Annotated in this window: 9 protein-coding genes; all 9 read right to left on the minus strand. The window is 48.5% G+C overall.

All coding sequences use genetic code 11. From position 1 onward, the window contains the following. Window positions 1-50 precede the first annotated feature (50 nt). Complete coding sequence (locus tag IEX60_RS07245; protein ID WP_373285021.1) at window positions 51-1,409, minus strand: TolC family protein; 1,359 nt, start codon at window positions 1,407-1,409, stop codon at window positions 51-53. Window positions 1,410-1,479: 70 nt separating this feature from the next. Continuing rightward, a complete protein-coding gene (locus IEX60_RS07250; protein ID WP_188748988.1) occupies window positions 1,480-4,647 on the minus strand; it encodes an efflux RND transporter permease subunit in 3,168 nt (1,055 codons plus the stop codon). 24 nt (window positions 4,648-4,671) lie between these two features. Continuing rightward, window positions 4,672-5,754, minus strand: a complete 1,083-nt coding sequence (locus IEX60_RS07255; protein ID WP_188748990.1) for an efflux RND transporter periplasmic adaptor subunit — start codon at window positions 5,752-5,754, stop codon at window positions 4,672-4,674. Between the two features lie 110 nt (window positions 5,755-5,864). Continuing rightward, complete coding sequence (locus tag IEX60_RS07260) at window positions 5,865-6,263, minus strand: hypothetical protein (protein ID WP_188748993.1); 399 nt, start codon at window positions 6,261-6,263, stop codon at window positions 5,865-5,867. A 147-nt stretch (window positions 6,264-6,410) separates the two neighbouring features. Then, window positions 6,411-7,982, minus strand: coding sequence for a calcineurin-like phosphoesterase C-terminal domain-containing protein (locus IEX60_RS07265; protein WP_188748995.1), 1,572 nt, complete (start codon window positions 7,980-7,982; stop codon window positions 6,411-6,413). A 290-nt stretch (window positions 7,983-8,272) separates the two neighbouring features. Continuing rightward, entirely contained in the window at window positions 8,273-9,427 is a 1,155-nt protein-coding gene (locus tag IEX60_RS07270; RefSeq protein ID WP_188748997.1) for a metallophosphoesterase family protein, read from the minus strand. A gap of 87 nt (window positions 9,428-9,514) precedes the next feature. Continuing rightward, window positions 9,515-11,626 (minus strand): hypothetical protein, encoded by a 2,112-nt coding sequence (locus tag IEX60_RS07275; protein WP_229717462.1) that lies wholly within the window; start codon window positions 11,624-11,626, stop codon window positions 9,515-9,517. Between the two features lie 11 nt (window positions 11,627-11,637). Then, on the minus strand, window positions 11,638-13,074 hold the full coding sequence (locus tag IEX60_RS07280) for a SusD/RagB family nutrient-binding outer membrane lipoprotein (RefSeq protein WP_188749001.1): 1,437 nt from the start codon (window positions 13,072-13,074) through the stop codon (window positions 11,638-11,640). A 10-nt stretch (window positions 13,075-13,084) separates the two neighbouring features. Further along, the gene (locus tag IEX60_RS07285; RefSeq protein ID WP_188749003.1) at window positions 13,085-16,510 is read right to left on the minus strand and encodes a SusC/RagA family TonB-linked outer membrane protein; all 3,426 of its coding nucleotides are present in this window, start codon (window positions 16,508-16,510) and stop codon (window positions 13,085-13,087) included. Between the last annotated feature and the right edge of the window lie 27 nt (window positions 16,511-16,537).

The raw sequence follows: 16,537 nt of genomic DNA on the forward strand, positions 1-16,537 counted from the left end.
TCGACAATAAATACCTTACTTATCTGTATTTCGTGTAATCTTTTTGGCCTTTAGTTCCATCCTCCCCCTAGATCCCGGTAGATATTGGTTGCCGCTTTAAATTGCTGCATTTTTGTTTCAACCAGCTCCAGCTTCGATTCCAAAACATCCCGTTGAGTCAGTAAGACCTCCAAATAGTCGGCACGTGCAGCTGAAAACAGATCGTTCGAGATGTCAATGGAACGGGTAAGCGCTGCTACCTCTTCCGACTTTAGGCTATATTGCTTTTCCAGGTTCTTAATGCTGGAAAGCGCTGTAGATACTTCCAGATACGCATTCAAAATAGTCCGTTCGTAATCATACATAGCCTGCAACTGACGGGCATTCGCATTCTTAAACTCCGCTTTGATTGCATTCCGGTTGATCAGCGGTCCGGCAAGATCACCAGCCAGGGAATAGAGTATCGACTCAGGGAATTTCACCAGGTAGGAAGGTTTAAATGCCTGAAATCCCAGGGCGGCCGAAATATCGAAAGCGGGATAAAATTCCGCCCGTGCAACTTTCACATCCAGCTTTGCAGCTGCCAACTCAAACTCCGCCTTTTTGATATCCGGCCGGTTCACCAATAACTGGGAAGGTATTCCGACAGAGACGACAGATGGCCTCATCGTCAAAAAACTACCGGTGTCCCTTGGTATTTCCTGCGGATACCGACCCAGTAAAAAGTTTAATTTATTTTCAGTTTCTGTAATTCGCTGCCGGATTTCAAATTCAAGTGCCTGGGAGTTGAGCACTTCGGCCTGGAATTTCTGAACCGCCAGCTCCGTTGCACGGGCAGCTTCCTTTTGTACCTTTAGGATGTCGAGCGCATTTTTTTGCAGCGAAATATTTTGCCTGACAATTGCCAGCTGGTTATCCAGGGCCAGTAATTCGTAATACGAGTTGGCAACTTCGGCAATGAGGTTGGTCAGCACGAAATTCTTTCCTTCTACGGTCGACAGATACCGGGCTACTGCCGCCTTTTTGGCGTTGTGCAGCTTCTTCCAGATATCTACTTCCCAGTTCGCATACATTACTGCGCCATAATCCATCAACGGATCAGGCACCGCTTTTCCGGGAATGATTTCCGTAGATGCATCTCCCGCACCCTGACTGGTATACCTTCCAACCTTCTCGACCCCCACCCCTATTTTTGCACCCACCGATGGCGATAGCTGCCCATGCCGGAACCGGATGTCATTCCGGGCGATCTCGATTTCCTGTAAGGTGATCTGCAGTTCCTGATTGTTGACGAGTGCCGTATCAATGAGGCTAACCAAATGCTTATCGGCGAAGTAATCCCGCCAGGAAAGAGCCGCCCCGTTGGTCGAATCACCGCCTTCGCGGTTATACCGCCCGGGCACGGAGGTAAGTGCGCTAGGCTGCACCATTGAGGGGATTCTACAGCTTGCCACACATAAACAAAGACTCAATACGAGAATGAATTTATACATGCTATGCTTATCCATTGTGATCAATTTCTTCGGTTAACGGATTTTCTTCTTCATCTTTAACAAGTACATGCCGTTCGGATATCTTCCCGAACAGGTAGTATAGTCCGGGTATGAGTATAACTCCAAACACCGTCCCAAACAGCATCCCTCCGGCGGCAGCGGAGCCAATGGTCCGGTTGCCGATTGCCCCCGGGCCGGTTGCAAAGACCAAAGGAATCAATCCCGCTATAAAGGCAAAGGAGGTCATTAAGATGGGGCGGAACCGCACAACCGCACCCTCAATTGATGCCCGCAACACTGAACTACCCGCTTTATGCCGTTGCACGGCAAATTCGACGATCAGCACCGCATTCTTACCCAGCAAACCGATCAGCATGACAATAGCCACCTGGGCGTATATGTTATTTTCCAATCCGAAGACTTTCAGCAAAAAGAAGGCACCGAAAACACCAACCGGCAACGACAGAATCACAGGCAACGGCAAGATAAAACTTTCATATTGAGCCGCCAGCAGCATATAGACAAAGGCCAGACAGATCAGAAAGATGTAGATGGCTTCATTCCCACGGGACACCTCGTCTTTGGATATTCCGGCCCAGTCGATCCCAAATCCCCTTGGCAAGCTGCTTTTCGCAACTTCTTCAATGGCCTGGATGGCCGATCCGCTGCTGTAACCCGGTGCGGGAGCTCCGCTGATTTCTGAAGCATTGTACAGGTTATGGCGGGTAATTTCCGAGAGGCCATACACTTTTTCCATTTTCATGAAAGCGGAAAAAGGTACCATCTCATCCCGGTCATTTTTCACATACAGCTTCAAAATGTCGTCTGGTAGGGCGCGGTATTGCGGCGAAGCCTGTACAATGACCTTATACTGCCGGTCGAACTTAATAAAACTGATCTCATAGTTGCTGCCGATGAGCGTAGACAAGGTATTCATTGCGTTTTCAATACTTACTCCTTTTTGCTTGGCAAGATCGTTGTCTACGCGAAGCATATACTGCGGGAAGCTTGCGTTGTAGAAACTGAATACCGAAGAAAGTTCCGGGCGTTGGCTCAGTGCCTTTACGAAATCGTTGTTTACGGTCTCCATCTTCTTGTAATCTCCCGACCCGGCCTGATCCAAAAGGCGGAGCTCAAAGCCCCCGGCTGCCCCGTAACCGGGCACCACAGGCGGCTGGAAAAACTCGATCGTCGCTCCTTTCAGATCTTTGGATTTTTCTTCCAACTCTTCGATCACCTGCTGAACGGAATGTTTTCGTTCATTCCAACCTTTTAGGTTGATTAAACAGGTACCCGTATTAGCCCCCGTACCTTCCGTCAGGATTTCATACCCCGCCAACGAAGACACCGACTGCACTCCTTCAATCTCCTTAGCCAGGGTCTGCAGCTCTTCGGCGATCTGATTGGTGCGTTCCAATGAGGCGCCCGGCGGTGTCTGGATTACTGCATAAAACATGCCCTGGTCTTCGTTGGGGATAAATCCCGCAGGAAGTCCATTATTCACCAACCAGGTTCCCGCACAAAACGCCAGCAACAGGATAAACGTAACCGCCCTCCGGTTTACAATCAAACCCAGCAGCTGCTGATATCGGCTACTGAGATTGGCAAACCACCGATTGAACCCACCCAAAAACTGATCGATCAAGTTCTTTTTACCAGGCTTTCCATGGGTATTTTTTAACATCAGTGCACAGAGTGCAGGGGTAAGCGTCAATGCCACCAAGCCGGAAAGCACGATGGCCGTGGCCATGGTGATGGAAAATTGACGGTAGAATATCCCCACGGGACCTGACATAAAGGCTACCGGCACAAACACTGCAGCCATAACCATCGTAATGGCAATGATCGCACCGCTGATTTCATGCATGGCTTCTTCTGTAGCCTTGAGCGGCGATAAGTGCTTTTCCTCCATCTTCGCATGCACGGCCTCAATCACTACGATGGCATTATCGACTACGATTCCAATGGAAAGTACGAGCGCGAACAGGGTAATCAGGTTGAGCGTAATGCCAAAAACCTGCATGAATACAAATGTTCCGATGAGTGATACAGGCACAGCAATCGCGGGAATCAGCGTGGATCGCCAATCGCCGAAAAACAGAAACACAACCAACCCCACCAGGATAAAGGCTTCTACCAAGGTATGAACTACTTTCTCCATCGAGGCATCCAAAAACTTGGAAACGTCGTAGCTGATCTCATAGTCCATTCCCTTGGGAAACGAGGTGGCTTTAATTTCTTCCAGTTTAGCCTTTACGTCCTTGATTACCTGACTGGCATTGCTTCCGTACGACTGCTTTAACGTAATGGCCGCCGAGGGCCGGCCGTTGAGGTTCGAATAAATATCGTACATCGCACTTCCAAATTCGACGTCTGCCACATCTTTCAACCGGAGGATTTCGCCATCGGGATCTGCCCTTAAAATCACATTTCTGTACTGCTCCGCGGTTGTAAACCTTCCAGGATATTTCAATACATACTCAAACGATTGTGACCTTTTGCCCGAACTTTCGCCCGTCTTCCCCGGTGAGGCTTCGAGGCTCTGTTCGCCCAACGCCTCCATCACTTCCTCGGCCGATATATTATAAGCCAACATGCGATCGGGCTTCAGCCAGATCCGCATGGCATATTCCCGCGTACCGAGGATATCTGCTACTCCGACGCCATCCACCCTTTTCAGCTCCGACAGCAAATTGATGTCTGCAAAATTGTAAAGGAATTTCTGGTCGGCCTTCGGGTCGGTACTATATAGGTTCACATACATCAGCATATTTGACTCCTCGCGTGTTATTTTCACGCCTTCGCGCACGACCAGCGGAGGCAGCTTGTTAACCACCGAGGCCACCCGGTTTTGGACATTCAGGGATGCCTGGTTCGGATCGGTTCCTAATTTAAAGATCAGCTGTATACTCGCTTCGCCATCGTTTCCGGCGTCTGAGGTGATGTACTTCATTCCCGGTACGCCATTGAGCGCCCTTTCCAGTGGGATAACGACCGACTTGATCATCAACTCGTTGTTTGCGCCGGGATATTCGGCAATCACATTCACCTTAGGCGGCGATATGGCGGGAAATTGTGTGACAGGTAACTGCAAAAGAGCAAGTATACCCAGAAAGGTAATAATCAGCGATATAACGATCGACAGGACGGGCCTGTGTATAAATCTGTTAAACATGGGATGAATCAGTGAGAGTTGAATTTATTCCGCTTTTAATTGCAGGCTAGCAAAGGCCTCCTTGGGTGCCACAAACTTGCAATCGATTTTGTCGTCATCTTTTGCGGTTTGCACACCGTCGAGCAGGATTTTATCCTTTTCGGAAAGTCCGTCGTCCACTACATACAAATCAGGCATTTCACCGGCGACAGTTATATTTTTCGAACGGATTACACCATCGTTTCCCACTACAAAGACATACATCTTATCCTGGATTTCATACGTCGCCTTTTGGGGGATAATCAACGCATCACGAAGCGGGATTGTCAGTTGAACCTTTCCGGTTTCGCCATTCTTTAACAATCCCTTTGGATTGGGGAACCGTGCCCTGAAAGCAATGTTACCGGTCTCATTATCAAATTCACTTTCAATGGTTTCTATTTCACCGGCTTGATCGAATAACTGTCCATTTGCCAGCAACAGACGCACCAAGGCATTACCCCGGTTTTCTACATCTGTTTCGTAATTCAGGTATTCCGATTCCGAAACATTGAAATAGGTAAAGACATCGCTATTGTCTGAAAGGCTGGTAAGCAATTCACCTTCGTCGACCAAACTCCCCAGTTTCAATGGAATGCGATCAATGGTGCCGTCAAAAGGGGCACGGACCTCGGTAAATGAAAGGCGTAATTTGGCCAGGGCCATTTCTGCGTTCGCTTTACTAAGCTTAGCCTGAGCCATCGCCAATTCATTTTTTGAGACAATATTTTTGTCGGCCAGCGCCTGCGTGTTTTGTAATTCAATGGTAGCCGCTTCCGCTTCGGCCTGTGCTTTCAGCAACTCGGCTTCATACAGCTTCGGCATAATTCTGAACAGCAGCGTACCTGCTTTTACAAACTGGCCTTCGTCTACATATATGTTCTGCAGATAGCCTTTTTCCTGTGCGCGGATCTCGATGTTCCGGACAGACCGGATCTGTGATACATATTCTTTCGTCATCGATGTATCCACGCGCAAAGGAGTGGTCACAGTGAAGGAATGGGCTTGTTCGTTCTTTTCTTCTTTTGGCGTACAGCTGATATAGATCAACACAGCACATAGCGCCATAATCTTGGTGTTTTTATTCATGATACACACGGATGGTTAAGTGTTCTGTAAGGAGGAATCGTTACGACTCGTTCAAAAGCATCGATTAGGTCGTACCACGGTTATCCGTGGTCATCAACGCAATCTGCTCTTCAGATTTTAAGTACCCGTTGTGTAATGTATTTGTGGGAAAGGGAAAAGGTCAAGTACTTGCAGAGGGCATTCCGGTCCCGGGAACCACAATCGCCATGCAGGAAAGCCGTTGTATAGGAAGGTACAATTGCATACTTAGCCAAAGGCATGTATTTCCTGACAAACACGAAATCCATGTCGTCGTCTTCGACACAGGTCACCTCATCCCCGGATCTTTTGATCCCGAAATTTTTTGTGATAATTGGGCCGCTCTGATGGGGAGTATCAACGGTTAGCCGTGCATTTTTATCTACCGGAGCGTGGTATATCCGCCTTTGCTGCACATTGGCATGTGTGCAATCCATCCCCCCAATCAGCAGGAAAAACAGGGATAGAAAATATAAAACGACGGCTTTCATAAACGATTGCAAAAATAATATCCAATCTGAGCGTGCGTATTATCTTAACAATTTTTAACAGTCACAATTTTGTCATTAAACAACGATGTGCAGCCGATCGGAACCGACTGCACGTACATTTAGGTGATTATTGACTAAAAAGTTTATTTACAGTGGATCAACCAGCCGATATGTGCTCTGTTGTATGAACGTCCTTCCAAATAGATCTGTGGCACGTACTTCAATCCGGTGTTCACCCACGGGCAAGTTAGCAGGAATGTCGCCGCGCCAAAGGTGTGTACTGATCACTGCATTCGACGGCCGGCGACCGGGCATCAGTTCGTCGGTGGTATCCCATCGGTAGAGCGATCCGACAAAATCGGGATCGGGGGCTTCCACGTGGCTCATCGGCTTCCACGCACCGTCGTCGATGCGATACTCCACCCTGTCGTCTTTGTATCCCATGAAGAAATTAGCAAAAATACCCGATTGTGTACCGCGGCCCCGTGCCACAACCTTTGGATGAAAGAGTTTTAGCTGAACGTCCTTGGGTTGTCCAACCACCTTATAGTCGACCGTGTATTGATTACCCTTGATCGTTAAAAACGCATATCCTTTCGGAGTGCCATCGCGCATGGTAGAAACCGGTACACCCTGCTCATTCAGCTCACCTGAATACCAGTCGCCGGAAGTTGTACCGGCATTGTATTCGTGAAACGGTTTATCGCCCTGCCAGCCATCTTCTTTGCCATAGAAGTTCTGGCGTTGCAAATGTGTATGTGCCGACATGGAAAACACATTTGGATATTCACGCAGCAAGTCAAACAACCGCTGGCGGTCGGAATCACGGAATGACCCCTCGTCTTCGTGCAATAAGGGGATATGGAAAGCCAGCACCACCAGCTTATCCTTACCTACGTATTTCAGGTCGTTTTCTACAAAGTCCAATTGTGATTTCCGAAATCCGCCCCAATACCCTTTCTGGTCTCTTGGGTCCGGATAAAGAATATCATCCAATATGATAAAATGGGCGTTGCCATAGTTGAACGAATAATTTGCCGGACCAAAGCTTGCTTCAAACGTCTCGTCTGCCAACGAATCAGCCGCCGCATCATAGTCCATATCGTGGTTACCCATCAGGTTATACCAAGGCACCCCCACCTGAGCGGTAGTTTTCAAATAGGGCTTGTGCATGGACAGGTTATCACCCACAAGGTCGCCCAAACTCAACCCGAAGGCAATGTTCTGAATCCCTTTTACCTCAGCCACGACTGCCCGGTTGAAATTTTCCATGTCTTCATCCGTATACGGCTGGGGATCACCAAATATCAAGGCCGTAAATTCAGCAGGTTCCTGCTTTTCGATCAGGGGGAAATCCACCGACTTCGGCAAGGGTCCTGTTGGCGCTACTCCACCGTATTTCAATTGCGGTGATCCATTAGGTTTGTGAATGTAATAGAATTTCGGCAGGTTATTTTCATCCACCGGCACGGTATAGCCTGCTGGCTTAACCACAAAAATGACATTGTCATCGCCGATGGGCAATTCATACCGGCCATCCGCACCCGTAGCGACCACCTGTATTCCGTTGCTCACCGCAACGCCGGCAACCCCCTGTTCGCGGCGGTCGCGTTTGCCATTGCCATTTGCGTCGTTATACACATAACCCGTAACGGTAGATTGGGCATACAGCATACCGGCAGAGACCAGCATCAAAGGAACTAACGTTATTCTTTTCATTTAAATAAATTGTTTTTTAAGCGGCAATGAAGCTTGCATGAGCGGATTTATTCGTGTCGTTTTTTGAGCGGTAGCTCATGCAGGTCTCATCTAAATAATTTGTTTATGCGTTACATGTTTGTTTTAAATGTATCCATGCCGCCTTCGGCGGTTAGCGGCATCAATGCTTCGTAATTTGCTTTTTTGACCGTGATAAACCTACCCGCAAATAAACACTTCCTGCGAAAATTTAATGTTAATCTCCCAATACCATATCGTTAAGACTTAATTCTTGCAATCAAAACATCCGGTTAACAAAGCGAATAGGTGCGGTTGCGTATGGATACCGAAAAACGTTCAAACAACGTGGCTTCACTCCTATCGTGCACGTGTATCGGGGTAATGGGATCGAGTGTATAATATTCGCCGGTCAGCAATAGCTCGTCTTCCTTCTTTTCAATGTTTATTTTGAGAAAGCCGAATCGATCGTCACAAAAATTCTCCAGCCGAACTTGATGAACCTCCGAGTCCATATCCGCAATACGTGGATCGTCTACCAACGCAATGGGATGCAGATCGGCGTATCCCCCTGCCCCAGCGACAACATAGGAAACCAAACTGCCGTCTTCATATGTCTTGGTGAACCGCTGATAATTATGCACATGTCCACTGAAGACAATATCAGGCTTCACTTCGGCTGCTTCAAAAGCACGTTCCAAAAAAGCAATCATAGCCGGACTGGAACCGTGGTTGGTATCGGCCGAATAGGGTGCATGATGCAGACATACAATAATAGCCTGATCGGGTCGATGCATATTGGCATTCCTCAATTCTTCGATAAACCATTCGCGCTGCTCGACAGCAATCGTACCGTGTTTTGTGACATTGGCATATAGGCCGATAAAATTCGCAAGCGGGGTCTGCAACGTCCAGTAAACATTCGGCTGTATCATGCTGAGCCGCTTGCTTCCCCCGGCAAACATAATCTTACGCCGATAGGTATCGCAGAAAACATCCATGAAGGTATCCAGGCTTTGGTAAACAAGATCGCTAGCTGGATTGATATCCCCGTCGTGATTACCCGCGATGGCAAATATCGGAGCTGGATAGTCTTCGTACGGCGCGAAAAACTGCTTGGGGTATTCGCTGGCTTCGCCATGGTTGTATACAATATCACCCAAGTGGAATAGGAAAGCCGGTTTCTCGGAAGCGGATGGATTTTCACCGGCTTGCTGTGCAAGCGCGGATGCAATACGTGACTGGAATGCTGAATGCCGTACACTTCCGGTATCACCTACCATGTGAAAACTCATCCGCTGCTTTAAAAACCAGCTAACATCGCCCAATACCTCCCGGATATTTAATCGGTAGGGATATGTACCGGTCGGATGGGGCAGCGGTTTAACTACGTGGGAATCGTCGAGTAGGTGATTCAGAAATACGGGGGTTGTTCGCTTCAAGTTCATCACCCCAAAGTTAACACGGGTATATTAAACCCGTGTTAACGGAGGGATAAATAGCTGTGCGTAAACGGCGATCAATCACCCATCGGCTTAAAGCGAGGCAACCTGTTTCAAATCAATGACAACGAAATTACTCGCATCTCTCCCCGCTAGTAATAGCAAATCACCGTCTATGGAAATCCCGTACACAACGCGGAACAATGATTTATCCTGCATATAAGAACGAATGACCGGTTTATCAGCGTCTTTAATGTCAATGATTGCAAGCGAGTGGTTGATGGAGTTCAACACGTAGGCGTTATCGTCTTTAATCGCGATCCTCCCGGGACCACGCATATCCGGATCTCTGATATAATCCGATATTTTGGGAGACAGCGGCTCAGCGATATCAAATGACCAAAATGTCCCTGCATTATAGGCCACGACATACAAGGCATCGTCCTTTATTGCCAATGCACACGTTCCTTTCAACAAATCCGGATCATGGATTTTGCTGCTAATTACGGGGTGAACTTTATCCCTGACATCAACCGTAATCAACGAAGACCCCGGGCCATACGCTGCCAGATACAACACCTCGTTATGCACCAGTGCCGCGAAAGCACCGTCCCCGGTATGGAAACTACTGATAATCTCCGGTCGTTCCGGCTTACGGATATCCAGAATATATACTTTGGATTCTGAACTATGTGTTATATATGCATAATCACCATCAATCCAGATTTTACGGAGACGAGTGTAATTGGAGTGATAATAATCCAAATAACTCCCCGGTCCACCTACCGTAATCGCCGATATCTTTGCCGGGTGGTTTGGGTCCCGCACGTCGTATACACTGATGCGGCAGTTGGTCATGGATAGGACATACAAGTAGTCACCTTTTAAGGCAACACTGAAAGCATCCAATATATCCGGGTCCCGTAAACTATGCACGAGAACCGGCTTTTGAGGATTCCGGTAATCGATAATAGCCACATTGTTACCGTCCCTGCATGGGATATAAGCAAACCCATTGTGTGTCACAATGTCCTCTGGCTCATTCAACTCCGTCACATCAACTAAGGAGCCTACAATAGCCGATTGAAAAGGTATTTTTCTCGCCGCATCGATCTCACGGTAATTGCCGTTTACCTTGGCAACCGTTTCCTGCACAAACGCTTTTGCAAATGCGCTCCGTACCATAAACCCTTTGTTCGTTCCCGAAAGGGTAATAATGGAATCCGGCGTTTCCACCGTGATCCCATGGTCCAGCCAGTCTCCTTCCACGGTGGGAAGCGTTCCCAAGCTCCACCATGATGTGCCCCCATTGAGGGTAAGGTATACACATTTGCTGTCGGTATACGTCCCATAGTACGTTGCGCCATACCCAATGTCAACAAAGTCATCGGCCGCACCCTCGAGTTTAGCGCACTTCTCCCACGCATCGCCCAGGTTGGTACTACGGTAAACATTACCGGCTTGATCGCCCTGCAACAAACGGGCAAGACCCGAATAGGTCGTGGCGAACAACGCGGTGTCCGTCAGTTGCTGGACATGATTCCACGTTTCTCCATCGTCTATACTTTTGTATATCGCTCCGTCCCAACCGTTAACAACAAGGCCATTTCCCACCTTTTCCAGCCGGTACAAACCCTTTTTTCCGACCGCTCCTTTATCTGTCCACGTTTCTCCTTTATCCGTGGAACGGTAAATGTGCCCCCCGTTGCTATCCGTGTCCGTCACCAACAACGTGCCATTGGACGTATACATAATCGCGTAAGCCGCTGCATATCCGTCTTTATTTTTATTTTCCGTAAGGGTTTTGACAAGCGACCAATTCCGGCCGCCATCCAGTGTCCGGAACACTTCGGCATAGCCGGTCAGCACGTAAAATTCGTCCCGGTTCCCCGTTTCGGCGATACACGTGATGTCGTGATCCGTGGGTTTTGCCAGAAACCGCCAAGTGATCCCGTAGTTTTCGCTGATGAACAACTGCCCCCGGTTTGCTCCGCGCGTCGCACATAAGATCACGCCATCTTCCAGCTGCCGGATCGCATCGATACGGCCTCCCTTGACGATTTCGTTGACCGTCCACTTTTTGAAGTGCGGCAAAATAGTTTCTGAAACAACCGTACTGTCCAATGGTTGCTGTGCGGATACATTCGCTTCCAAACAACCCAGCAACGCGACAAGCAATCCTATTCTTTTTATCATTTCTTTCATTACGGTCTATATTAATTCTGCCACCACATTTTACCGTTCATGGTATCCCCTCCGATCCGTGAAGCAGCTTCCTCGTAATGTGACTGATTCAGTGATTGCTCCGCCAGCGGATAAGGGATCCGGTTGGGTACCTTGCCATCATTCACATTGGTGGGTCCCGGAACCAGGAGTGGGTACCCGGTGCGGCGGTACTCGCACCACGCTTCCATCCCCGTAAAAAACAGGGCAAAGAATTTTTGCAGATAGACTTTGGGCAGTTGTCCGTCAAATGCCACACCGGATTGCTGCAGATATGCCGGCGTAAATGGGGCATCCCAGTATTCAAATGAAGCCTGGATCGCCGATTCATACAGGGTCTTCGCATCCGCCGAATAAAAGCCTTTAATCGCTGCCTCTGTCTTCAAAAACAAGACTTCAGACCAGGTCATCCAAATGGCAGGTTCTGTATTCGACTGGAAACGGGTACCCAGATACGACTGGAAATTATATCCGCCGTTGTAGTTGGCTGACTCAGATACCGGCAGCGCATTAGGCAGTCCTACGTATTCCGGATGATCCGTACCCATGCTCGCGTTGGTTGGCCGCGCATATTGAAACAACCGGCTATCGTTAAACTTAGATAACGAGTCGACGATAAATGCGCTGACAGATTTATACTTGAAATCAAAGTCTCTCACAAAATTCGGGGCCAGTGGATAAACATCCGGCAGGCTACCGCTGTACCGGTATACAAAATTATCGGCATTGCTTTCCATCAACGGAAACCGGTCCGGATTGGCTAACATTTCCCCGATCAGCGTTTCTGTCGCAGGCGATTTTGCCGACATCCGCATCAAAAGCCGCAATCGGAGACTGTTTGCAAACTTCTTCCATTTCAGCATATCACCGCCGTATATCGGATCACCTCCGTAAGCCAGCCCTCCGGAAACATCAACCCGTTCGGCCAGTTCCTGCAACCTGGCTACCATGTCCGAATAAATGCTTTCCTGCGTGTCGTATGCCGGTGTTAAAATCCTTTCGGAATCCGCCTTTCCCGCGTCTGTGTACGGGACATCCCCAAAGGTGTCGGTAATCACCGAAAAGATATAGATTTTGATGACCTCCGCGATAGTCGCGTAATTTGTTAACCCTTCACCTTGTCCACTCATGTCCACGATGTCATTCAAATCCCTTAGGCGCCCATACAACCCCCATATTCCGTTGGAGTTTGCGGGTTGCAGCTTAAACCGCTGCACTTCAGTGAAGGTATTGTTCATGCAGGTATATTGAATCAACTCGTTGTTCAACTCAAAGGCATTGCCCACAAGTGTATTCGAAATGTTGTATAGTACCTGCGGCAAAACCACGCCGGGATTTACGTTTGCAGGCACATTCGGATTGATGTTGTCGATCTTTTCGCATCCACTTAACGAGAGGATGGCGAAACATACTAGAAAGGTCTTTCGCATCGCTGTTTTCTTATAACGTGATTTTAATATCTATTCCAAAACTCCGAGTCGATGGAATCTGTGCATTTTCTACACCGGGAACAACCGTACCGCCTGATACGAATGAGGTCTCCGGATCAATGTTCGGCACGTCGGTTAGCAACAAGAGATTCCTTCCAACCAGATTCACTTGGACGGACTGGAAAGGGCCGCGCCGAAGCAGCCGGTTAGGTAACCGATAGCCAAGGATAACCTCCCTGAGTTTGATAAAAGAGGCATCAAATGTACTTGATTCCACATTTGGCCTTCTGTAATATCCGCGATAATAGGTATAGGCCGCCACCCGTTCGGTATTGGGCGAATAGGTTCCATCTGCGTTTCGCACAACACCATCGCCAATGATGCCGTCTTCCCGACCGGGAAGGGTATTTTCCAAGCTGCCTGCTTCTGTTCCAGTCACATAGGTGAAGGAATAAATATCCCCACCCAACCGGCCATCAAACAGGAATCCCAGCGACCAGTCTTTGTATTGGAAGTTATTCCGGATACCGGCAATCAGGTCCGGATTATAGTTACCCACCTTCATCGTATTCGTGGTAAATACGGGCACGCCGCCTTGGTAAATCACTTTACCTTCCTCGTTTCTCGCTAATCCCACACCGTAAATATCGCCCATGCGTCCGCCGATGCGGGCCTCCACCGTAGCACCCTGTGCGGAAGCCATCACATAGCTTTCCACACCGTCAGCGAGCTCTACGACTTTACTGCGGTTGGCTGACCCGGTGATCGATACATCCCACACCAACCTACGTTTGACTGGGGTTATCCGCAACAATGCCTCCCAGCCTTTATTCGTGATTTTGCCTGCATTCATCACCTGCGCGGAATAACCGGTGCTGACAGATAACGGACTGCGCAGGATCTGATTTTTACTTTCCGAAGCGTACCAGGTAAAGTCGACACCCAACCGATCTTTGAAAAGCTTGAATTCCGTACCCAGCTCGAACGAACTGGTAATCTCAGGTTTCAAATCCGTGTTGGGCAGTGTTTCGGGCAAGCTAACGGCACCGGGCAGTACGCTGTAATCATAATAGGGGTTGGTTTGGTAGGGATCCGTGTCATTGCCCACCTGTGCATACGATGTACGCAGCTTCCAGAAGTCCAGCCATGGAGAAGAAATCTTCAGCATATCCGACAAAATCGCACTTACGGACAACGAAGGGTAGAAGTAAGAATTATTTGATTCGGGTAACGCGCTTGACCAATCGTTGCGGCCCGTCAACTGCAGAAAGAGTAGATTTTTGTAGTCAAAATCTGCTACGGCATACAGGCTGTTTACCCGTTTCCGTGTATTGGATTCCACGGTAGATGGACGGGTACTGGCGTTGCCCAGGTTATAAACAGCCGGTATAACCAGCCCATTCGCCGTCACGGTATTACTCGATGTGTTAATCTGCAGGTTATTCCCTCCTATACTGGCAGACCACTTAAAATTTTCGGTTGACGGGGCACCGTAGCTCAGCAGGAAGTCAGAGTTGCGTTCCAGGTAAGCAAGGTCCTGCCGCCGGTAGAGACCGTTGATGTTTACGGCAGAGCTCAACGGCCGTTGTGAATTCCGGAACTCTCCGGAATAGTCGATTCCTGTGCGCACCATCAGCTTGATACGGGGCGTGATGTCATAGTTGACAAATGCGTTCCCGAATACGCGGTTCCGTTTCATTCCATTCAGTTGCTCATACATCGTCATATACGGATTATCGCCCCATGTGAAATAATAATCCTGTTTGATGCCTTCCTGACCTTTTATCCAATAGTTTTTGAACCAATTGATGTCGGCATTCCGCTCAAACCAGATAAAATTGTATGTAGGAGACGATCCGCCATAACCTACTACCGGTAGATTGTCACTATTGCTGTTAATATAATTGATGTTTGCATTAAAAGATACCTTAGACGTGATGTTGATATTTGAATTCAGATTGAACTGATGGCGTTTCAACTCCGTGTTCGGCATAATTCCGGATTGATCGTAATTGTTGTATGAGGCACGGAAATTGCCGATTTCACCGGACTTATAGACCGAAACGTTGTTTATGAACGTCTTGCCCGTTTCATAAAAATCACGTACGTTGTTCGGGTAAGCTTTCCATGGAATGGGTATCCGGTTTCCGGCTTCGTCCAACGGCGAACCGAATTGGATAAACGACTGCCCCTGAAAAGGTGCTCCCCAATTATGTCCGGAGTTTGCCGTATTGGGGCCATCGGGGCCGTCGCCATACGAATAATAATCCAACCCAACGCCTGTTCCGCCACCGTATTTATTCTGAAAATCGGGAACCTTTAATACTTGGTCAAATGCGGTATTGGAACTTACCGTTATTCCCATGTTATTGGATGCCGAGGCACTCTTCGTTTTGATGATGATGACCCCATTGGCTGCCCTGGAGCCGTAAAGCGCCGCCGCATTGGGTCCCTTCAGCACGCTGATGGATTCAATATCGTCGGGATTAATTTCTGCGCCCCCGCTGCCATAATCCACCGAAAGATCATTCGTGCTTGCTGTACCCAGGTTGTTGTTGATGGGCACGCCATCCACCACCACCATCGCGATGTTTTTGTTGATATTGAGGGAAGACTCCCCCCGCAACACGATACGGGTGGAATTGGCCAGGCCACCGGAAACCTGCGTCATGTTTAGGCCCGCAACCTTCCCCTGCAAGCTACTGAATACATTCCCTCCTTTTGCGGTATTGACTTCCTCGCCACTGACTTCCTGAATGGCCGTTCCGATCTGTCTTTTCTCCCGGGTAATCCCGAGCGAAGTCACAACAACTTCCTCCAGTTCCCCCACCGCCTCTTCCAATACAAAATTCACCGTCAGTCCCACTCCTTCTCCAACTGTGACATTTCGTTTATATTGGCTCGCATAGGACACATAGTTCGCTACCACAGTATACGTCCCCGGTTGCACCGAAATGGCAAAATTTCCCTCTTCATCCGTACCAAAACTGCGGTTCAGTTCCACAATTCGAATACTTGCCCCGGCCAAAGGCTCGCCCCGCTCATTCGTAACCCGGCCGGTCATCTTACCCGGCTGTTGTAGTTTGTAGAGCGTTACGGTCCCCTGGACTTCCTCTTTGTACCCGATGTTTGTACCGGCCAATAACCGGACCAGAATACGCTCCAACGGCTCGTTTTGGTAGCTCATGGAATTCACCCAAATGGCATCCATGCCAAGCCCGTGTGCATCATAAGCAAAATCGACCGCTGCCATACGTGTCAGTTGCCGTATGGCCTCGTTCAGTGTTTGTCGTTCAATCGATACATTGACCGGCTTATGGAGCACCTGCCCGTTGCTGCCTTCCGCAAGCAGCAGCTGCGAAAACGATAAAAGAATGCTATAAATTAAGATGGATATACGCATGATTCGTTGCCAATGCAGTATATGAATGTTCATACTAAAGAGTTTGTTGGATAAAATTGG

It is taken from the genome of Parapedobacter defluvii, from assembly GCF_014642075.1.
Classification (GTDB): Bacteria; Bacteroidota; Bacteroidia; order Sphingobacteriales; family Sphingobacteriaceae; genus Parapedobacter; species Parapedobacter defluvii.